The following is a 21,657-nucleotide window of genomic DNA, read 5'->3' as shown; positions in this document are numbered from 1 at the left end:
TAGCATGATTTTTAATCTTTCTAGTTCGATAGCTTAGACCGTAAGCGCAATATTTGTTAAAGCTGGGCTAGGATATAGCGATACGAATAAGGTATAAATTAAAAATATGCTGTAAGTCACCTATAATTGTATGAGAAGGACGCATACACAAACCTGGCTATCGTAACATTTCGACCTACCGCATTGAAAAGTAAGGACTAATTTGGGTGAGCGAAAAAGTAGTAATTGATATGAATGAGCAGAATTCATTGCGTAAGTCTCAAGCGATTTGTGAGCTTCAAGACTTAAGTTATTGCGGAGTCAATTTTATATTAAAATCAAAGACTTATAGTCTCATGTCGCTATGATATTTCAATTATTTTGAGGATTGAGTAAGAGCCTTTTTCGGCATGAGACAAAACCGAGTTATTTTCGATGCACCATTAGAAAAGGCGCGTGTCAGATTTATTTTCAAATCTAGAGTTTAATTGGTATGACAAAAAAAATATTTATCTTATCTCTGTTCTTCTTGCTTTTGTCCGGGTGCGGCTATCCTCCCTTGACCGATGAATCTGAATTGCCTCAGGACTATACCTATAGAATTGGTCCGGGAGACAGTGTGCAGATATTTGTATGGGGTTATCCGGAAATATCGACAACAGCAACTGTTCGACCCGACGGCAAGATAACCACGCCATTGATCGACGATGTCGATGCACTTGGCAGAACGCCTTCCGAATTGGCGCGTGAAATGGAAGTTATTTTGAGCGAATATGTCAGAGACCCTCAAGTTGCTATCATTGTGGGCGGTTTTCAGGGCATTTACGAACAGCAAGTAAAAATTATCATGACCGGTAGCGGCATGGGCGGTGGTATGGGCGGCGGCATGGGCGGTGGCATGGGCGGCGGCATGGGCGGTGGCATGGGCGGTGGCATGGGCGGCGGCGGCATGGGCGGTGGCATGGGCGGCGGCGGTATGGGCGGCGGCGGTATGGGGGGAAGCGGAACCGCTAGAGCTTTTCCCTATAAAAAAGGCATGACCTTACTCGATTTAATGATCCAAGTTGGCGGTCTGGGAATCTTTTCCGATGGTAATAGAGCAAGTATTATTCGAAAAATCGATGATGACGATTATCAATTTGGCGTTCGAATAGATGATTTATTAAGCAACGGCGATTTGTCGGCGAATGTTAGGATAATGCCGGGCGATATTCTGATTATTCCGGAATCCTTTTTCTAAATGGGTATAATTTTTAATAGTTGTATTCCGTATAGACTTCGCGCGAAGTATGGTTTATGTGCGGATTTATTAAGAGGTAGTGTTTAGATATGCAAGAGCAATTTGCTGAAATTCTTTATTATATAAAGGCAACATTCCGATATAAGTGGTTTATCATTATTTCGGCCTGGCTCATTTGTCTTCCCGCTTGGTGGTATATTCTGAATCTGCCCGACAAATACTCGTCTACGGCTCGCGTTCAGGTTGATACCCGAACTATGCTGCGGCCATTGCTGAGCGGATTAGCGATACAGTCTGATGTTAGAGGCATGGTTGCGATCATGAAACAGCTGATGTTTACACGATATCATTTAGAAAATATAGCCAATCTAGCGGGTTTGGATACGAGTGTAAAAACGGAAGGTGAGAAATTAGCCTTAATCAATAAGCTGAAAGATAACATTAAAATAGATGGCGGAAAAAATGATATTTTTTCCATTAGCTATGAGGCAACCGATCCGCTCGAGGCTAAACATGTCGTACAGGCCGTGCTAACGGTTTTTTCCGAGCAAGCGCAAAAAACCGCCTTAGATGATGCGGACTCCACGCAGCGCTTTTTATTGGCTCAAATTCAAGAATACGAACAACGACTTCGAAATGCTGAAAAAGCCAGGGAAAATTTTAAACGCGCGAATGTCGGGATGCTTCCTGGACAAAGCGGCGATCAGGTTGGTCAAATACAAGAATTGAATAGAACGATTGAAGAGGCAAAATTAGCGTTAAAAGAACTGGATTCGCGAAAACAAGTTTTAAAAGAACAATTGGCGGAAGCTCAAGAAAGTGCGGAAGATGAATGGGGTTTGTCGCTTAATGCCAACAAAGCAGAAGATCCAAGGTTAATGGCTCTAATTTCTCAGCGTGATGAATTGTTGCTGAAATATACTCGCAAGCATCCAAGCGTAAAGGTTATTAACGATCAAATTAGGTCTATCCAGAAACGCAAATCGCAAGAAAAAGAGGTGCTCGAAACTGAGGGGTCGGCAGCATCGCATTCTAATCCGTTTGTACAATCCATCAAGGCCTCCCTTAACGAAATCGATGCGCAGATTGCTTCAATTAAATCGAGAATAGAATCCCATGAACAAAAAATCGTTAAACTCGATGATGAGTTTAATCAACGTTTGAATGTTGAAACGGAGATGCAGAATTTGAATAGGGACTATAGCGCGATTAAAAAAAATTACGATACCTTACTGCAAAGAAAGGAGCAGATGAACTTAACAGAAAAGGTTGATGCCGAGGGTACATCACTAAGATTTAAAGTGGCCGATCCGCCCAATAAGCCATTGTCGCCATCCGGGCCGAAAAGAGCCATTCTTTATTCCGCCGCGTTAGGGGGCGGGTTAGTCCTAGGTATTGCGATCGCTTTTTTAGCGGTTTTGATAAAGCCCACTTTTATCGCGTCCAATCAAATCAGAACGATGACGGGGATTCCTGTTTTAGGCAGTGTCTCTATTGTTAGAAATCGTGAGCAGACGAGAAAAATGAGGATGCAAATTGTGCAATACGCGATGGCTTGCGGACTGTTAGTGACTGCATATGCCGGAATCATGGTTTTTAAAGTGTAGAAGTTCGCAATGATATCTTTTGTTCATCAAGTTTGAGCATTGCTAATGAAGTATGATAGGTATATCGAGGACAATAATCAATGGCCTATAGTCTGCGGCGTATTTAATCGGCTTGAAATGTATTAAATAATACCCGGAAGAAATACGGAAGACATTATTTAAATCAATAGCATAGGGTGTGTTTGTAAAATAATTCTGAATAGTCGGTAAAACAGAGTATTATTAATGGAAAAAACATGATGAAATTGATCCGAGGATATCTGGCATGCTACGGAATGATGAGATATTGGAGTAATTAATGAGTATTGAGAAAGCTTTAGAAAAAGCTAGCTTAACCGAGAGTCTCGGCCCTGTGAAAAGGTCTAACTCCACTGTTGATAATCAAACAGAATCGACGCACACCGAAGATGCATTAGATGCTTTTTTCTTAACTGGCGATAATAACGGAAATGCTAAAGCGCACTCTTTAGACGCCGGTGAAAAAAATATCGAACGGTTTAATTGGGAATTTCTACACGAGCATGGTTTTATCGACCCGTCAATCGGCCACATGAAGATTGCGGAAGAATTTAGAAGCATTAAACGGCCCATCATGTCCAATGCACTGGGAGGCATTGAAAAAGGCATCGAGCGATCTAACCTTATTTTGGTTACCAGTAGCGTTCCGGGAGAAGGAAAGACCTTTTCCGCTATTAATTTAGCTATTAGCATTGCGGCCGAGCGCGATAAGCAAGTGTTGTTAATTGACGCGGATGTCGCAAAACCTTCGGTTTCCAGGGTGCTAGGTATCAAAAGAACACCCGGACTCATTGAATATTTGGAAGGTAACAAGATTGATTTTTCGGATATTATTTTGCAGACCGAAATCGCAGGCCTTCGTATCGTTCCGGCTGGAAAAGCGCATCAATTCTCTACCGAGTTGCTCGCAAGTAACAAAATGATTAACCTTTCGAGAGAGTTGAGCGAGCGTTATGCGGATCGTATCGTGATTTTCGATTCGCCGCCTTTGTTAGCGGCTACTCAAGCGGAAGTTTTGTCCAGCATGGTCGGTCAGGTTATTTTGGTGATCGAAGCCGAAAAAACGGCTCAAAATATTGTAATGGAAGCGGTTAAGAAATTGGAGTCCTGCGATGTGGTTCTTGCTTTGTTGAACAAAACGCAAAGGAGCATGGATATGAACTACTACGGATACGGGCAGTATTGATTTTTTATGAAACACCTTAAATTAAGTCGGTTCATTGTCGCTTCGTTCAGCGGTTACTTGATATGGGGTTGTTCAGCTAATGCTTGGGCTTTAAACCTTCGGTTCAGGCCCAGTGTTTTTTTACAAGAAGTTTATTCGGATAATATTAGACTCGCGCCGAAAGGCGAGGAAGAAAGCGCATGGGTAACCGCGATTACTCCCGGTTTTTTTGTTAACGGTCAATCGGGCCGTTATAACCTAAATCTGAATTATCGATTGCAAAGTATTTATAATGCCGGCGGCGATTCCGACATCGATTTGAATCACCAATTACAATTTAACAGCAACTACATCGTTTCTCCGGGACGATTTTTTGTTCAGTCCCGTAGTTCTATCAGTCAGCAAAATATTTCCAACACGCGGATTGTCAGCGATAACTTTACCGGCGATAGAAGCAATACTTCAACTATTTCAACATTTGGGATCGCTCCGACATGGACCCCCAGATTTGGAAGCTATGCTAACGGTATGGCACGAGCTGGATATGATAGGGTAAGTTCCAGCGAAGGTCCCTTGTCCGATACCGATAGCTTTTCGCAAAATGTCATGTTGAATAGCGGCAGGTATTTTTCGAAAGTGGGTTGGCGTTTAAATTTCAATAATAGAATTAATCGAAACAGTAGCGGCGAAGAAATACGTTTTCAGGATTCCAATGCTTTACTGCGCTATATCCTGAATAGGAAATTTAGTCTACTTGCTCAAGGCGGGTATGCAAACAACGATTTTCGGTCGACCACCGGGTTCAGTCGAAACGGCTTTTATTATAACTTCGGCGGACAATGGACACCGAGTCAACGGTTCAGCGTATCGGCGGGTTATGGCAACAACTCTTATGTGACTGTTTTTATTTCACCGTTCCAGCGCCTTCAATGGACGACGACCTATCGTAATAATGATGTCGGTACCAATACCGGCAATGTTTGGCAAACCAATCTGCGTTATTTTACGCCTCAATCAGTCGTAAATTTAACTTATAACGAGGATACTACAACGGTTCAGCAGGTGTTGTTCGAAGAACAAATCATTCCGTTTGAGGATGAGTTCGGTGAGCCTATCAATGATGCAGACGGTAATCCGATTCTTTTTAACATCGCCTTGCCGAATTTGATTGATGATGTTTTTGTCAGAAGAAGAGGGCAGCTTTCGTATTCGTACCGAACCGGTAAAAGCATACTCGGTGCCAATGTCTTCACCGAAAGAAGAACATTTCAAGAGAGTCAAGTCAAGGACGAAGTTTACGGTATCAGAGGATCTTGGATGTGGAATTTTATGCCAAGAACCAATACCTTTTTAAGTTCCGGTTATCAGGTGACCGACACCGACTTTTCAACAGATAATCGCTTCGACGTGGCGTTTCGAGTGCAAAGAAGCATCTTGAGGCAATTGAACGGTAACATTGAATATCGTTATATCAATCAAAGTTCAAACAACAATATCAATAGTTTCGACGAGAATCGCATTACACTGAATTTGATGGCGTTTTTCTAAATTTAAGGGTAACTGGATCTTTCAATGGAGAATAATAAAATAACGAATGCGATGACCGTCGATGTAGAAGATTATTTTCAAGTCTCCGCGTTTGAGAAAGCGATTGCCAAATCCGACTGGGAAACATTGCCGCAACGGGCGGATTACAATACCCATCGGTTCCTGGATTTATTCGAAAAACACAACATCAAAGCGACTTTTTTTACTCTCGGCTGGGTTGCCGAACGGCATCCGGCATTGATACAAAGAATCGTCAAGGAAGGCCATGAACTGGCCTGTCACGGTTATGATCATATTCGAGTCACCGAGCTCGATCCCGAGCAATTTCGAAACGATATCGTCAAAACCAAAAAAATGCTGGAAGATATCGGCGGCCGGGAGGTGATCGGTTACCGGGCGCCGAGTTATTCGATCGGTGCGAGTAATCCTTGGGCGCACAATATTCTGGCTGAAGCCGGATTCCAATACAGTTCCAGCGTTTATCCGGTCAAGCATGATTTATACGGTATGCCGGAAGCGCCGCGGTTTATGTACGAACCGATCGAGGGTAAAAATTTCAAGGAAATTCCGATTACCACGTTGCCATTAGCCGGTAAGAATTGGCCGTGCGGCGGCGGCGGTTTTTTCAGGTTCTATCCTTATTTTTTATCCAAATGGGCCTTCAGCGTCATTAATCAAAAAGAACATCAGCCCGGAATTTTTTATTGCCATCCTTGGGAAATCGACCCCGAACAACCGAGACAGAAAAACGTGAGTTTCAAATCGAAATTCCGGCATTATTTGAATCTCGATAAAATGGAAGGGCGCATCGTCAATCTGCTCCACGATTTTTCTTGGGATACGATGTCGAACGTTTTTCTCAATATCGATAAAGGCCGATGAGCCGCTCTTATTCCTTTACTTCATCAAACAATGCTCAAATTACTGGACTCTGACAACTATAAAAAATGGGACGCCTTCGTAGAGCAGCAAGCGGACGCCACTTTTTTTCATCTATCCGGCTGGAAAGACGTCATAGAACGAGCCTTCGGTCATAAGACATATTTCTACTATATTGAAAAAAACGGTAAGGTCACAGGAATATTACCGTTGTCCCAAATTAAAAGTCCGCTGTTCGGGCATGCCTTGTGTTCGCTATCGTTTTGCGTTTACGGCGGTATAGTCGCCGAGGACGAAGAAAGTTATGCCATGCTCGATCAAGAAGCCTGTCGTTTGGCCGAGCAATTGAATGTCGATTATCTGGAAATGCGAAACCGGGTTCAAAAATTGCCGGAACGTCCCTACAAAGAACTCTATGTAACTTTTCGAAAGACGCTCGATCCGGACTCTGAAAAGAATATGCAGGCGATCCCGCGTAAACAACGTGCGATGATCCGTAAAGGTATCAATGCCGGTTTGGTGAGCGTTATCGATCAAGACGTCGAACGTTTTTATCTAGCGTATTCGGAAAGCGTCAGAAACCTCGGTACGCCGGTTTTTTCCAAAAAATATTTCCAAATTTTGCAGGATGTATTTAAAGATCAATGCGAGATATTGACGGTCGAAAAGGACAGTCAACTGATTGCCAGTGTCATGAGTTTTTATTTTAAGGATGAAATATTGCCTTATTACGGCGGCGGTATCGATCAAGCTAGATCGGTGCAAGGTAACGACTTCATGTATTGGGAAGTAATGCGACGGGCCGTCGACAAAGGCGTAAAGATATTCGATTACGGCCGCAGTAAAATCGGTACCGGTTCCTACCGTTTTAAAAAGCATTGGGGCTTTGAGCACGAGCCGTTATTTTACGAGTTTCATTTGGTCAAGGCTGAACGATTGCCCGATATCAATCCGCTGAATCCGAAATATCGTCTGTTTATCGCGGCCTGGAAACGTTTACCTTTACCGGTCAGCCGGTTCGTCGGACCTTGGCTATCGAAAGATTTGGGGTGATGTATGAGGGAAAATTTATTATTTTTGGTTCATCGTATTCCCTATCCGCCGAATAAAGGCGATAAAATCCGCTCGTTTCATTTTCTTAAGGCCTTATCGCAGCGGTATCAAATCTTTTTGGGTAGCTTCATTGATGATCCAAATGATTGGCAGTATGCCGACACGGTCAAAAATTACTGTCAAGAATCCTGCATCGAATCGTTAGATCCGTTGCAATCCAAAATCAAAAGCCTTACCGGGTTATTGACCGGCAAGGCCCTAAGTCTGCCTTATTACAAGAATCCTAAGCTCCAGCAATGGGTGAATGGCGTCATCGAGCGCCATCAGATTCGCAAAGTGCTGATTTTTTCGTCGGTCATGGGGCAATATGTCCTTAATCGAAAAGATTTGACGCTGATCGCCGATTATGTCGACGTCGATTCGGATAAATGGCGGCAATACGCCGAGAAAAAGACTTGGCCGGAAAGCTGGATCTATCGGCGCGAGTCCGAACGCTTGCTCGAATTTGAGAAGCAATTGATCTCTCAAGCCAAAGCCGGTTTTTTTGTTTCCGAACAAGAAGCTAGTTTATTTAAAACCTTGGCTCCGGAATTCGAGAAACGCATCGGTTCGGTCAATAACGGCGTCGATACCGATTATTTTTCGCCGGATCATATATTCGACTTGCCGTATCGCCCGGAGATCCAAGTATTAGCGTTTACCGGCGCGATGGATTATTGGGCCAATGTCGATGCGGTTAAATGGTTTGCCGAAAAGGTATTTCCGGCCATTCGGAAAAAACACCCCAATACCGAATTTTATATTGTCGGCTCCAAGCCAACCAAGGACGTGTTGGCTCTCGCCCAAATAGCCGGTGTCGTCGTGACCGGTAGTGTGGACGATGTCCGCCCCTTCATTGCCCATGCCGATTTGGTTGTGACGCCTTTGCGTATTGCGCGAGGCATTCAAAATAAAGTGCTGGAAGCAATGGCAATGGCTAAACCCGTCATTGCGACATCAATGGCCATTGAAGGCATTCCTGTTGATGACAGTTTGAATGTCGCGATAATCGACGATGAACAGCCGTTCGCCGATCGAGTTTGTGAGGCGCTTGCCCAGGGTAAGGGAGGCAATCGATCGGAAAACAATAGGCGGTTCGTACTTGAGAATTTCAGTTGGCAAACGTCGACTGACCGATTGATCGAGTTGATTGGTTGATCCTATAAATGGCAATTAGTCCACGAAATACACGAAAAATTTTCTATTTACTCCCTCGTCAAGTCCCCACGGACGCGTTCACCCCATAGGCGCCATTTTAGTGTCTATTCTATGGTGCATTTGTGGCTTTATTCGTCCTATCGACATGGATTGCCGATATCCAGGTTACATGATTGTGAAGCAAAGCATTGCCATCCCTGGCCCTGGATTCCGCCAATCCCTGGAGGAATGACGCGTTTTTCCTTAAGTTGGCGCCTATGTGCGTTCACCCTATGCGGGACGGGTTATGCAACCCGTCCGTAACGTTTCGAATTGGTTTGTCCATGGTCGAAACGAGCAGGACGGGGATACAGACCCCGTCTTGCATAGGCATTTTGAGGCTTCACCAATCCGGTGAAAGCGTTATAGATCCTTCATGCTTCGACTTGGTTCAGCACGAACGATCTACAACACATGCCAATTGCTCTTTTTAGGTTGAACGCTTGGCCAAGGGCAGGGGGGGGGCTAGCAAAGGGAGATTTTTGTCACAGTCAGAACTCTATGTCGTATTCGTTTTCAAGCAACTTGGCATGAGCCGCCGCGAGCCTTGCGATAGGAATTCTAGGCGCCGAACAGGACACATAATCCAGTTTGATATGATGGCAAAACCGGATCGATTCCGGATGTCCGCCTTGTTCGCCGCAAATGCCGACCTTGATGTCGGGTCGGGTTTGTCGTCCGGATTCAACTGTCATTTTCATCAATTGACCGACGCCTTTGGCATCGAGCACTTCAAACGGATTGTCCGCTAAAAGCCCGGATTCATTGTATAGCGGCAGGAATTTGTTTTCGGCGTCTTCCCTGGAAAACGAAAAAGTCGCTTGCGTAAGGTCATTAGTACCAAACGAGAAAAACTCGGCGACACCGGCCAATTTCGACGCACGCGTGCAAGCCCTGACGGTTTCGATCATTGTGCCGAATTTGAACTCCAATTCTATGCCATACTGTTTTTCGACTTCTTTTTGAATCTGATCGACATAGGCTTTGACTTTGATCAATTCCTGAACGGTAATGACCTGTGGCACCATGATTTCGGGCAAAATCGGTTTGCGTTGTTTAATACACAGCGCCGCCGCTTCGAGAATCGAGCGGATCTGCATTTGGTAGATCTCAGGATAGGACATGCCCAGTCTGACGCCGCGATGGCCGAGCATCGGGTTGACTTCGTAGAGCTCTTTGACCTTGCTCAGCATCAGTTCTTTTTTCGCGATCGCTTTGTTGATGACTTCTTCGTTCAGGTGATTGAACGGCGCCGGTAACAAAGCATGAGCCCCCAAGGTATCCAGCGTAACTTGTTGGCCTTGAATCATGATTTTATAGTGATTCAAGGCCCGGATTTCGTCTTCCAATTGTTGTTCGCCGGGCAGGAATTCATGCATCGGCGGGTCCAGCAGGCGGACCGTGACCGGATAAGGCGACATGGCCTCAAAAAGTTCTTGAAAATCGTCTCGTTGAATCGGGAATAGCTTAGCTAAGGCTTCCTGGCGCGCGTCCTTGTTGCCGGCAAGAATCATATCGATGACTAGCGGCAGACGGTCGGAGGCGTTGAACATACGTTCGGTGCGGCACAAACCGATTCCGGTTGCCCCATAACTTGCAGCCAAGCGGGCGCGTTCCGGCGTATCGACATTGGCATGCACTTCCAATTCGGCAACTTCATCGGCCCAAGACAACAGTGTCTTCAATTCTTCCGAAAAGGACGGCTCGATCGTGGGGATTCGGCCTAAATAGATCAAACCGTTGCTGCCGTCGATCGTGATCATATCGCCTTCACGGATATGCAATTCGCCGATGACGGCTTGACGCGAACGGACATCGATTTTGATGTCCTCCGCGCCGGCCACGCAAGCCTTGCCCATGCCTCTGGCGACAACGGCAGCATGCGAAGTTTTCCCGCCGCGGCTGGTCAGAATGCCTTGCGCGGCAAAAAATCCGTGGATATCCTCGGGCTTGGTTTCTTCTCTCAGTAAAATGACTGCTTCGCCCGCACGGCCTAGTTGTTCGGCTGTGTCGGCTTCGAATACGCATTTACCGCAGGCCGCACCCGGCGAGGCCGGTAAACCTTGTGCAACCGCTTCGGCTTTTGCATTAGGGTCGAGTTGCGGATGCAAGAGTTGTTCAAGTAATTCGGGATTGATTCGCAATAAGGCGCGTTTTTTGTCGATTAGGCCTTCGGCGACCATTTCGACCGACGTTCTGACCATCGCGGCCGCATTCATTTTGCCGTTACGCGTTTGCAGGCAATAGAGTATGCCTCGCTCGATCGTGTATTCGTAATCTTGAACCTCTTTGTAATGGGTTTCGAGTTTATTGCGTAATTCGACCAGTTGCCGGTAAAGGTCGGGCATTTCATTGGCAAGTTCGTGGACTGGTTTCGGAGTGCGAATACCGGCCACGACATCTTCGCCTTGTGCATTGACTAAATATTCGCCGTACATTTCATTGGCGCCGGTTCCCGGATTGCGTGTAAAGCCGACTCCGGTCGCGCAATCGTTGCCCATGTTTCCGAATACCATCGTTACGACATTGACCGCGGTGCCGTTGGCCATTTTCGGCGTGATATGGAATTCCCGGCGGTAATCGACCGCGCGTTTGCCCATCCATGAGTTAAAGACCGCTTTTATCGATAGTTCCAGTTGTTCGTAGACGTCTTCCGGAAAGGGTTTTCCGGTTTCCTCGTGAACCACTTGAAGGAACAGTTCGCTGATTTGGCGTAAATGTTCGGCGTCGAGACCGACATCGGCTTTAATGCCGGCTTGTTTCTTGATGGCATCGAAATGATGATCGAATTTTTCGTCGTCGATACCTAGCGCGACCTTGCCGAAGAGTTGAATAAAGCGCCGATACGCGTCATAGGCAAAACGCGGGTCGCCGGTTTGATCAATCAAGCCGGTCAGAGTTTGTTTGTTGAGCCCGAGGTTCAAAATCGTATCCATCATGCCGGGCATCGATATCGCCGAACCGGAACGGACAGAGACCAATAAAGGGTTGTCGCGGCCGCCGAATTGTTTTTCAGTTTGCGTTTCGACTTCGGCAATATGGGTTTTGACTTCGTCCATTAAGCCGTCGGGCAAGCGCTGATTGTTCAGATAGTCCAGGCAAGCAACAGTAGTTATCACGAAACCTGGCGGAACATTGAGACCGATTTGCGTCATTTCGCAAAGATTCGCACCTTTGCCGCCTAGCAGCATTTTGTTTTTGCCGTCGCCTTTTTGAAACGAGTAGATATATTTTTCAGTCATGGTAGATCCGTATTTGAGCTGATGGAAAAAAGAGGGGGTCTTTAAGGATTTCGTGATAAATAACGTCCTGGAGCTATGAGTTTTGCTGAGGGTTCGCTAACTCGCTTGGCAGGACGCCGTGAATACGTCCTTGTAGACTTGACAGCGGCTTTCCCTGTCGCCCACACCTGCCAATCGAGCAAAACCGAATCCTCCGTAAAATAAGGGCGTTATTTACGACCAAATCCTAAGTGTCTTTAGGATACGGTAATTCGTGATAAATTAAAAAGCGTTTCTAACAGGGTTCATGAGGGATTTAACATGAGCGGCAACGCTCTCGGCCAAAGCTTTAATATGATAGCCTCCCTCCAATACGGATAAAACCCGTCCCTTGGCGCTTTCTTCGGCAATCGCTTTGATTTGCTCGGTGACCCACTGGTAATCTTCCTCAGTTAGTCGAATACTGGCTAGCGGGTCGTCTTGGTGAGCATCGAATCCGGCGGATATCAATATCAAATCGGGTTTGAAATGCCGAACCGCCGGTAAAATAATCGAGTTGTATAATTGCCTGAATTCGGTGCCGGAGCTTCCTGAATGTAACGGTACGTTGACGATGTTGCCGACGCCGGTTTCCTTGGGGTGCCCCGTGCCGGGATAATGGGGCATCTCATGAGACGAAGCGTAGAGTATCTGAGGTTGTTTATAAAACGCAGCTTGTGTTCCATTGCCGTGATGTACATCGAAATCGATGATCGCGATCTTGTCCACTGAATGATGCAGCCGTGCATATTCCGCTGCGATGGCAATACTATTGAATAGGCAAAAGCCCATCGGTCGATCGGGTTCGGCATGATGTCCGGGCGGGCGAACCGCGCAAAAAGCGGAAGTCGCCTGATCTGTGCAGAGTTTATCCACTGCATCGCAAACGGCAGCGACCGCGAGTAAGGCGGCGGTTCCAGAGCCGGGAGAGAGGATGGTGTCGTGATCGAGCGCATGCAAGCCCTGTTTGGGAATGCTGTCGAGAATGCCGTCGATCATAGCCGGGCTATGAATTAACGCAACTTTTTCTTGAAGATCATCACGCCATTTAGGTTGCACTCGGATTAAGCGCTTAAAACTCGGTGCGTTTAAGGCTTCGTCGATTGCCAGCAGCCTAGCGGCGCATTCAGGATGGCCGGGGCCTGTATCATGCTCTAAAAAGGCCGGGTGTGTGTAATACAGTGTAGGCATGCGTTTAAGTTCTGGCGATTAAACAATGGCTTAGACTTTTTTGTTAGCAGTTAGCAGTTAGCAGTTAGCAGTTAGCAGTTAGCAGTTAGCAGTGAATAGTGAATAGTGAATAGTGAATAGTGAATAGTGAATAGTGAATAGTGAATAGTGAATAGTGAATAGTGAATAGTGAATAGAATTGGCGAAATAAGACTTATTGTTATTCATTGTAAAATTGTTAAGTTCTTCGTTTTTTAGCCATTATTCCTTTTCGTAATTATTCAGGTTACTTTGTTCGGATGTCGAATTTTTTGCAGTTTCGAATGTTTTTCGATCCGGGTTGCCTTGGAGATAGGATGCTCCCGGGTCGATAAAAAATTGACCGCGCATAGCGGTTCTACCTAGCAACATGCGGAATTTCATGTTGTCGCGATTGGTTAGTGTCAGTTCTGCTTTGATCAGTGAAGTGCCAAGAAGAAGTTCAGTTTCAATTACATAACGGCGACTTTTGTGTCCGCCGGAGTCGGTAACCATGCGCAGGTCTTTAACTTGGGCATGGCATTCGATGACCGTATCGATGCGAAGTTGGTCGGGGTGGATGTTGAACATGATCCAATGATCTTTGCCTTTTTTATAAGGGTCGATATAAAAGGCGTGCAATGCCGAAGTGCGAGCCCCTGTATCGATTTTAGCTTTTATCCGGGGAATATTTAAACCCGGCAAAGCTAGCCATTCTCTCCAGCCTAGTTTTGGCAGTTCAACAAATTCTGAAGTCATGGTGTTTGATTCATTAAAAAGCCCCGGTATCGAAACCAGGGCTTAGGGTTGCCAACTACCGACTACCGAGATGAGGCTCCGTAGTGCGTTTCAATATAGCGTTCGACCAGCGCTTGAAACTCTTCGGCAATATGATCGCCTTTCAAAGTGACCGTTTTTACACCGTCTTCATAAACCGGGGCAACAGGGGTTTCTCCGGTCCCGGGCAGGCTGATGCCGATATTGGCGCTCTTGCTTTCCCCGGGGCCGTTGACGACGCAACCCATGACCGCGACTTCCATTTCTTCGACGCCGGGATATTTAGTGCGCCAAGACGGCATGCTGACGCGCAGATAGTTTTGAATCTGCATCGCCAATTTTTGGAAATAATCGCTGGTCGTGCGGCCGCAACCGGGGCATGCGATAACCATCGGAGTAAACGAGCGGAAGCCCATGGTTTGCAAGATTTCCTGTGCGACTACAACTTCTTGGGTTCTGGCCGTGCCGGGTTCCGGCGTTAGCGAGATGCGAATCGTGTCTCCGATGCCCTGTTGCATGAGGACGGATAGGGCAGCCGAAGAGGCCACGATGCCTTTCGAGCCCATGCCGGCTTCGGTTAGGCCGAGGTGTAAAGCGTAATCGCAGCGTTTGCTCAGATCTTGATAAATGCTGATCAATTCCTGTACGTTGCTGATTTTACAGGATAACAAGATTTTGTTAGCGGGTAGGCCTATTTCTTCGGCGCGGGCCGCGCTTTCGAGTGCCGAAACGATGATCGCTTCTCGAGTAACGGCAGGTAGTTCGTCCGGATTTTCTTTTTGTCTATTTTCGTCCAAAAGGCGCGTTAAAACAGATTGATCCAGACTGCCGCCATTAACGCCGATTCGAACGGGCTTGTCGTAACGGCAAGCGAACTCGATCATTTGTTGAAATTGCGGATCGCGGTTTTTACCGCGTCCGACATTCCCGGGATTGATGCGATATTTATCTAAGGCTTCAGCGCAGGCGGGGTATTTTTCGAGTAATTTATGTCCGTTAAAATGGAAATCGCCGACGATCGGAACGGTAAAACCTTTTTGGTCGAGTTGGTTGCGGATTTCGGGAACGGCTTTAGCCGCGTCTTCGGAGTTGACGGTAATCCGAACGATTTCCGATCCGGCCTTCGACAGTTCTATGACTTGGTTGACTGTCGCTTTGATATCGGCGGTATCGGTATTGGTCATCGACTGAACGACGATCGGCGCGCCGCCGCCCACTTTGATGTCGCCGATTTGAACTTGTTGGGTGATTTTTCTTGGGCTGATTGACATGGACTTAAATCTTTATGGAAATGGTTGGCTTTATCTGAAAGAATGACCTAATTATACTCTATACGGACAATTCAAAAGAGTTAAATCGTGAAGATTAATTATTTTTCTGATGTTCATTTGGAATTCGGCAATTTACAAACACCGAGCAATGACGCTGACATCATCATTGCCGCCGGCGATATTGGTGTAAACAAACAGGGAGTTGATTGGCTGAAAACCTTCAATAAACCAGTCATTTATGTGGCCGGCAATCACGAGTTTTATACCGGTGAATATCATGAAGTGCTGAAAATGTTACGAATGGAGTGCGCGGGAAGCCGAGTTCATTTTTTGGAAAATAATCTTTTCGTTTATCAGGATGTCAGGTTTCTGGGATGCACGCTATGGGCTGATTTAATGGTGGATGGAATAGAAACCGCCGAGGCGTTAGGAAAAACCTTGAATGATTTTAGAAAAATCGCCTATAGCGGTCATGCGTTCGATATTGAAAGCTTTTATAAATTACATCAGCGCTCGAAGCAATGGCTTGAGGCGGAATTGCGGCGGCCTTTCGACGGCAAAACCGTAGTAGTAACACATCATGCGCCTACTTCATGGAGTTGGAACGATTCGCCTTATGCGTTGAAAAAATTTGCTTACTGTAATGATTTAAAAGCCTTTTTGCACGAATACGAAGTAGCGGCTTGGTTTCATGGTCATGTGCATAGCATAAGCGATTATCGTATCGCCGGTGCTCGAATACTTTGCAATCCAAGAGGTTATATGGGGCGTAAAACGGTTGACGGTTTTGATGTGAATAAGGTGGTTGAGATTTGATGACTGTGTGTGGGGTAAGCGGTCATAAGCGCCAACTTAGTGCCTATTCTATGGTGCGTTTATGGCTTTATTCGTCATATCGGTATGGGTTATCGATATCCATGTTGTATGGATATGGTGCTGCGCATTGCCATCCGTGGCACTGGATTCCGCCAATCCCTGGCGGAATGGCGAGTTCCTTCCTTAAGTTGGCGCTTATGAGGTTAGCGGTTAGCGGTAAGTCGTGAAGGGTAAGTGAAAGTGAAAGCATTCTTTCCCTTCCTGGTTCTTCAGCGCAACTTGAACACTGCCTTCGGTAGCTTCAACATCGACGTCTGTCCATTGAGATTGTATTCATTTATTTCCCCCGTCCTGGGCTAATTCATGTTGCATCTTCAATTAATCATCTATAATGATGTTTTATCGAATAAATTAAGAGAACTTGTTTATGTCTGCAGTGATTGAAGAAAAAACATTTCGAGGTTTGCGAGAGGTTGCGTTATTAGGTTTGTCGGCCTGCGCATTGTTCTTTTTAATTTCACTCGTCACTTTTAGTAACGAAGATGCCGGCTGGACGCATAGCGGCACCGGGCAAGGCATCAAAAACGCCGGCGGCATGATTGGTGCGTGGCTGGCCGATTTTACGCTCAGTGTTTTCGGGTTGATGGCATATCTATTTCCGATCATGGTCATTCGTCAAGCCTATTTGATGTATGTCGGTAAAAGTCGGGAAACCGCTAAATTAAGTATCGCGGTCAGTTGGTTGGGGTTTATCGCTACCTTGATGGCCGGTACTTCATTGCTCTATCTACATTTGCTGCGAATTCGCATCGATTTGCCCGGTTCGACCGGTGGTATTTTAGGCCAGGAAACCGGGGATATTTTTGTGTTGGCCTTGGGCGACTCCGGTGCGACCTTAATGTTATTGGCGATTCTATTGGCCGGCGTGACGCTATTTACGGGCTTATCTTGGTTTAAGTTGATGGATGGCGTGGGTAAATACACCTTGCTGTTTTTTCGTTGGTTAGGCCAAGGACTGTTCGGGGTGCTAAAAAACCAGTATGAAAGACGAGTAACGGAAACTTCTGTTTCGGTCAAGCCTCGTGAAAAATCGAAAGGAAAAGTTCTGAAAAACTCCAAAGTCGCCCCAGTAGTTGAGTTGCAAGAAGAATCGTTTGTTCCACCAAGTAAAACCAAGCAAAAGAAAATCGATTTTAGTAAGGTTTCCGAAGGCGAATTGCCGCCTTTATCGTTGCTCGACGAACGCAATATCCGAGTCAAAGGTTATTCGCCAAGCGAATTGGAGGATATGTCCCGTTTGGTCGAGGAAATACTGCAGGATTTCAATGTCGTGGCCGAAGTGGTTGCCGTCCATCCCGGCCCGGTTATTACCCGTTTCGAATTGCAGCCGGCGGCCGGCGTGAAAGTCAGCCGCATCAGCAGCTTATCAAAAGATCTTGCGCGCGCGTTATCGGTAACCAGCGTTCGTATCGTCGAAGTCATTCCCGGCAAGCCTTATATCGGTCTGGAGATCCCGAATCAGGAGCGAGAAATGGTCACGCTTCGTGAGCTATTGGCTTCGCAAGGTTTCGAGAAGGCCAAATCGCCGTTGACCTTGGCGATGGGCAAGGATATTTCCGGTGCGCCGGTCGTCGCCGACCTTGGGAAAATGCCGCATGCTTTGGTAGCCGGTACGACCGGTTCCGGTAAATCCGTTGCGATCAATACGATGATTTTGAGCCTGCTATACCGAGCCACGCCGAAAGAAGTTCGAATGATCATGATCGATCCGAAAATGTTGGAACTGTCGGTTTACGAAGGCATTCCGCATTTATTGACGCCTGTCGTGACCGATATGAAAGAGGCCAGTAATGCCTTGCGTTGGGCCGTCGCCGAAATGGAGCGCCGTTACAAGTTGATGTCCAAGATGGGGGTCAGAAATCTGGCCGGTTTCAATCAATTGATCAACGATGCCGATGCGAAAGGCGAAAGCATACGCGACCCGTTTTTCGTGTTGGAGAGACCGCTTGAAGAGGGCGAGGAATTTCCGGTTTTGACGGCTTTGCCGAGTATCGTGATCGTAATCGACGAACTGGCCGATATGATGATGATCGTCGGCAAAAAAGTCGAGGAGTTGATCGCGAGATTGGCACAAAAAGCGCGGGCAGCCGGCATTCATTTGATTCTGGCGACGCAACGTCCGTCGGTCGATGTCTTGACCGGTTTAATCAAGGCCAATGTGCCGACCCGGATATCGTTTCAGGTATCTTCGCGCATCGATTCCCGGACCATATTGGATCAGGGCGGGGCGGAAACGCTATTGGGTAACGGTGATATGCTGTTTTTACCTTCCGGAACCAGCATTCCGATTCGCGCCCATGGCGCGTTCGTAGACGATCACGAGGTGCATCGTGTCGTCGAGTTTCTGAAAGAAACGGGGCCGGCCGATTATTTGGATGAAATTACACAAGAGCGAAGCGATAATAGCGATGGGTTCGGCGGGCTTTCCGATGCCGATAATGAAACGGATGCGCTTTACGACGAAGCTGTACAGTTTGTTACCGAAACGCGTAAGGCGTCGATATCCAGTGTGCAGCGTCGCTTTAAGGTCGGCTATAACCGTGCGGCCCGAATGATCGAAGACATGGAGGCGGCAGGTGTTGTGAGTCCGGCGGAATCAAACGGCTCACGCGAAGTTCTGGCGCCACCGCCGCCGAAAGATTGAGGTTACGTAGAAAAAGCAAATGATTTTTGCACTGATCGGCAGCCTGATTTTGATTGTTTCCCTCGTCGGAGGCTGGTTGTTGTCGGCACGAAAAAAATCGGAAGAAAAACCGATCAAGATTATGTTCTTCATGGTGTATTTCTGGCTGTTGTTTTTCGTTCAACTGACTATTTTGGCGATCGTCTATTACTACGATAAAAAATACGGCCTTGAATGGGTTATCAGCTAATGCAATTCCGTGTTTTATCCACGGCAACAATCGACCCCTTTATCCTAAATTTGGCTGTTTAACCATGCTTGATGATTTTCATGGTGCAATGCTTTTTCTAAATTACTGTGAAAGGTCGTAGATTTAGACTCATTATCTAATTTTTCGATATACAAATCTCCGTTCTGGCAATTCCGGTTCCGAAGAGGGTGCGGTTGCTCGCCCGACAGGCGTCGGCGGCAAGGACAGCCGCCGTCGAGCCTACAGGGACGTATTCACGGCGTCCTGTCGGGCGAGTGATCGCACCCTCCGCCACCAGAGAGCGTTTATTTGCCGGGGCGATGGCCAGGCCTTCATGAACGTTACGTTTTATGTAGCCTTTCTTCTTTCGGATTGCTTTGCAATAGCCCACAAAACATGTTCCTTGATTAAGTCGGACGGATGTTCGAGCTTGGCTTTCATGGCCGAAACGATTGATTCCGAATAAGGGGCGTTGCCAAGCGCGACCGCAATATTTCTTAGCCAGCGCTCGTGACCGATTCTTCGTATCGCCGAACCTTCGCTATATTTCAGAAAAGTCGGTTCGTCCCATGCGAAAACTTCGAGTAATTGCCGGCTGTTGAGTTGTTGTCTGGGATTGAAGTCTTTTTCGCCGGTCAAGCGGGCGAAGCGGTTCCAAGGACAAACGATCTGGCAGTCGTCGCAGCCGTAAATCCGGTTTCCGATCAGCGGTCGTAATGCTTCCGGAATCGAACTGTGTAATTCGATCGTCAAGTATGACACGCACAAACGCGCGTCGACTTGATAGGGCGCAACGATCGCCCGTGTCGGGCAGATGTCGAGGCAAGCCATACAACTTCCGCAATGATTGTCGGCTTTTGTATCGGGCGGCAGCGCTAAATCGGTATAAATTTCGCCGAGAAAGAACCAAGAGCCGGCCTTACGATTGATGACATTGGAATGTTTGCCTATCCAACCCAGTCCGGCTTTCTCCGCCAGTGCTTTTTCGAGAACCGGCGCACTGTCTACGAATACCCGGTAGCCGAAGTCGCCGATTTCGTTTGCAATCCGGTCGGCCAATTTTTGGAGGCGCTGTCTCATTAACTTGTGATAATCTCGGCCCAAGGCATATCTTGAAATATACGCGGCCAAAGGTTTTTCAAGGTTTTGATTCATCGCTGCCGACGATTCGGGTAAATAATCCATGCGTACCGAAATCACGCTTCGCGTTCCCGGTTGCAAAACAGCGGGACGGCTACGTTTCAGTCCGTGCCGCTGCATATAATCCATTTCGCCGTGAAAACCTTTGTCCAGCCAATTATTGAGATGGGCCTCTGCTTCGGCTAAATCGGTGTCGGCGATGCCGACTTGTTGAAAACCCAATTCCAGACCCCATTGTTTGATTCGTTGAGGCAGAGAAGAAAGCTGGCTGATGTTTGTTGTAGTCATTGATGATGGCGCTATTCACTCGTTTGCTTTGAGATTAATGGTTAAACAGGCATGTGTGGGTTTATGTTCCCGAAAGGCGCCTATACAGTTGATGCTCGATTAGAATTCAGCAATTCCCAGTTTGAGCAGTTTCGCCGATTTTAGGGTGTGGGGTATGCCTGTCGAGGAACGCCGTAAACCCATCCATGGGGGCTTGGCGGCAGCTCCCTGCTGCCGACATCCTCGCCAAGCATACCCCACACCCTTTTTGATCTCCAAATTGGGAATTGCTGATTAGAATTCGTGTTCTGAAGGTGTTTCGAATATACTGCAACGGATGGCATCAATTGGTGCGAAATTTTTTCTCGCTCCCAAGCTCCAGCTTGGGAGTGACTACCCCCAAGCTCCGCTTGCCGGGTGACCTCAAGCAGAGCTTGAGGGCATGTGTTCCCAAGTTAGAACTTGGGAACGAGATAAATATGCGGAATTTTTTTGTATGGGTGAGATCAATTTCAGCCACTTAGCTTTAATTTAATTTCCGGTCAAATTTGTATTGTCGGGCAATTAAACCTTTATTGAATAGTATTTAAATGCGATTGAACAAGTACTTTATACCCATGCTGCCGATGCTGGCGGTCGGTTGTGCCGGTTTAACCGGTCAGCAGGCGCCTGCTCCGGTTGAACCGTATTATAAAACACCGGTTCCGCAACCGCCGAAGCCTATCGTCAAACAAAAACCTGTCGCGCCGCCGGAAGTCAAAACTGCTCCGTCATTGCCATCCGCACCTCCGGCATGGGCAACCCCTGCCGAAAAAGTGCAATCGACTCAATTGAGCCCTGTTGCAATCGCGATGATTTCCGATGCGGACCGAAGCGCCGGTGCCGGTAATCTGGATTCGGCTGCTGCTGTTTTGGAGCGAGGGCTAAGAATCGAGCCGAGAAACGCGACCTTGATTTATAAATTGGCCGAAGTTCGTCTTAAACAAGCGAAGCCTAAACAAGCCGAGGATTTGGCTAAAAAATCGGCGATATTGGCTGGTTCCGATAATGCATTAAAAAAACGTTGCTGGCTGTTGATTGCCGAAGCAAAAAAGATACAAGGGGATTTGGCGGGGGCCATGGATGCTCATTTGAAAGCAGGAAGTTTTTAGGTAGAACCTTTCAGTTTTTTACTCTTGATGTAAAAAAGGCTGCATTGCATTAATTGGTTTAAAAGTAAGTAACAAATCAATAGAAGATCGCGTTGCATGTTTATTTATTCTAAAGGTAGAATCCCCTTG

Annotated in this window: 16 protein-coding genes; 11 read left to right on the top strand and 5 right to left on the bottom strand. The window is 46.8% G+C overall.

Features of this window, described 5'->3' with window-relative positions; genetic code table 11:
* The first annotated feature begins 472 nt into the window (after positions 1–472).
* The 7 genes from METBU_RS0108890 to METBU_RS0108860 all read left to right on the top strand — a co-directional run bounded on the left by METBU_RS0108890 (position 473) and on the right by METBU_RS0108860 (position 8,686).
* Positions 473–1,219 (top strand): polysaccharide biosynthesis/export family protein, encoded by a 747-nt coding sequence (locus METBU_RS0108890; RefSeq protein WP_017840286.1) that lies wholly within the window; start codon positions 473–475, stop codon positions 1,217–1,219.
* 89 nt (positions 1,220–1,308) lie between these two features.
* Entirely contained in the window at positions 1,309–2,826 is a 1,518-nt protein-coding gene (locus tag METBU_RS0108885; RefSeq protein ID WP_017840285.1) for an XrtA system polysaccharide chain length determinant, read from the top strand.
* 298 nt (positions 2,827–3,124) lie between these two features.
* Positions 3,125–4,030, top strand: a complete 906-nt coding sequence (locus tag METBU_RS0108880) for an XrtA-associated tyrosine autokinase (protein ID WP_017840284.1) — start codon at positions 3,125–3,127, stop codon at positions 4,028–4,030.
* A gap of 6 nt (positions 4,031–4,036) precedes the next feature.
* Positions 4,037–5,557 (top strand): TIGR03016 family PEP-CTERM system-associated outer membrane protein, encoded by a 1,521-nt coding sequence (locus tag METBU_RS23775; protein ID WP_017840283.1) that lies wholly within the window; start codon positions 4,037–4,039, stop codon positions 5,555–5,557.
* A gap of 24 nt (positions 5,558–5,581) precedes the next feature.
* Entirely contained in the window at positions 5,582–6,439 is an 858-nt protein-coding gene (locus tag METBU_RS0108870) for an XrtA system polysaccharide deacetylase (RefSeq protein ID WP_017840282.1), read from the top strand.
* Between the two features lie 30 nt (positions 6,440–6,469).
* Positions 6,470–7,489: a FemAB family XrtA/PEP-CTERM system-associated protein gene (locus METBU_RS0108865; RefSeq protein ID WP_017840281.1), complete on the top strand. Its 1,020-nt coding sequence runs from the start codon at positions 6,470–6,472 to the stop codon at positions 7,487–7,489.
* A gap of 3 nt (positions 7,490–7,492) precedes the next feature.
* Positions 7,493–8,686: a TIGR03087 family PEP-CTERM/XrtA system glycosyltransferase gene (locus METBU_RS0108860; RefSeq protein ID WP_017840280.1), complete on the top strand. Its 1,194-nt coding sequence runs from the start codon at positions 7,493–7,495 to the stop codon at positions 8,684–8,686.
* 530 nt (positions 8,687–9,216) lie between these two features.
* On the opposite strand, the gene ppdK is transcribed toward METBU_RS0108860, so the two are convergent.
* The 4 genes from ppdK to ispG all read right to left on the bottom strand — a co-directional run bounded on the left by ppdK (position 9,217) and on the right by ispG (position 15,221).
* A complete protein-coding gene (ppdK, locus tag METBU_RS0108855) occupies positions 9,217–11,967 on the bottom strand; it encodes a pyruvate, phosphate dikinase (RefSeq protein ID WP_017840279.1) in 2,751 nt (916 codons plus the stop codon).
* Between the two features lie 261 nt (positions 11,968–12,228).
* A complete protein-coding gene (locus tag METBU_RS0108850; protein WP_017840278.1) occupies positions 12,229–13,176 on the bottom strand; it encodes a histone deacetylase family protein in 948 nt (315 codons plus the stop codon).
* A gap of 240 nt (positions 13,177–13,416) precedes the next feature.
* On the bottom strand, positions 13,417–13,932 hold the full coding sequence (locus METBU_RS0108845; protein WP_017840277.1) for an ATP-dependent zinc protease family protein: 516 nt from the start codon (positions 13,930–13,932) through the stop codon (positions 13,417–13,419).
* 62 nt (positions 13,933–13,994) lie between these two features.
* Entirely contained in the window at positions 13,995–15,221 is a 1,227-nt protein-coding gene (gene ispG, locus METBU_RS0108840; protein WP_017840276.1) for a flavodoxin-dependent (E)-4-hydroxy-3-methylbut-2-enyl-diphosphate synthase, read from the bottom strand.
* Between the two features lie 87 nt (positions 15,222–15,308).
* On the opposite strand from ispG, the gene METBU_RS0108835 reads away from it, so the two are divergent.
* The 3 genes from METBU_RS0108835 (at position 15,309) to METBU_RS0108825 (ending at position 18,970) form a co-directional block, all read left to right on the top strand.
* Entirely contained in the window at positions 15,309–16,037 is a 729-nt protein-coding gene (locus tag METBU_RS0108835) for a metallophosphoesterase (RefSeq protein ID WP_017840275.1), read from the top strand.
* Between the two features lie 427 nt (positions 16,038–16,464).
* The gene (locus METBU_RS0108830; protein ID WP_017840274.1) at positions 16,465–18,741 is read left to right on the top strand and encodes a DNA translocase FtsK; all 2,277 of its coding nucleotides are present in this window, start codon (positions 16,465–16,467) and stop codon (positions 18,739–18,741) included.
* Positions 18,742–18,760: 19 nt separating this feature from the next.
* On the top strand, positions 18,761–18,970 hold the full coding sequence (locus tag METBU_RS0108825; protein ID WP_017840273.1) for a hypothetical protein: 210 nt from the start codon (positions 18,761–18,763) through the stop codon (positions 18,968–18,970).
* Positions 18,971–19,318: 348 nt separating this feature from the next.
* Here the strand turns inward: METBU_RS0108825 and queG are convergent, their stop codons facing one another.
* On the bottom strand, positions 19,319–20,398 hold the full coding sequence (queG, locus tag METBU_RS0108820) for a tRNA epoxyqueuosine(34) reductase QueG (RefSeq protein ID WP_017840272.1): 1,080 nt from the start codon (positions 20,396–20,398) through the stop codon (positions 19,319–19,321).
* 596 nt (positions 20,399–20,994) lie between these two features.
* Here queG and METBU_RS25250 point away from each other — a divergent pair.
* A complete protein-coding gene (locus METBU_RS25250; RefSeq protein ID WP_017840271.1) occupies positions 20,995–21,528 on the top strand; it encodes a tetratricopeptide repeat protein in 534 nt (177 codons plus the stop codon).
* Positions 21,529–21,657: the final 129 nt, after the last annotated feature.

Origin of the sequence: Methylotuvimicrobium buryatense 5G (assembly GCF_000341735.1) — a bacterium.
In the GTDB taxonomy this organism is placed as follows: domain Bacteria; phylum Pseudomonadota; class Gammaproteobacteria; order Methylococcales; family Methylomonadaceae; genus Methylotuvimicrobium; species Methylotuvimicrobium buryatense.
Note: the sequence above shows the minus strand (reverse complement) of the source record. Positions and strands in the feature narration are given on the sequence as shown.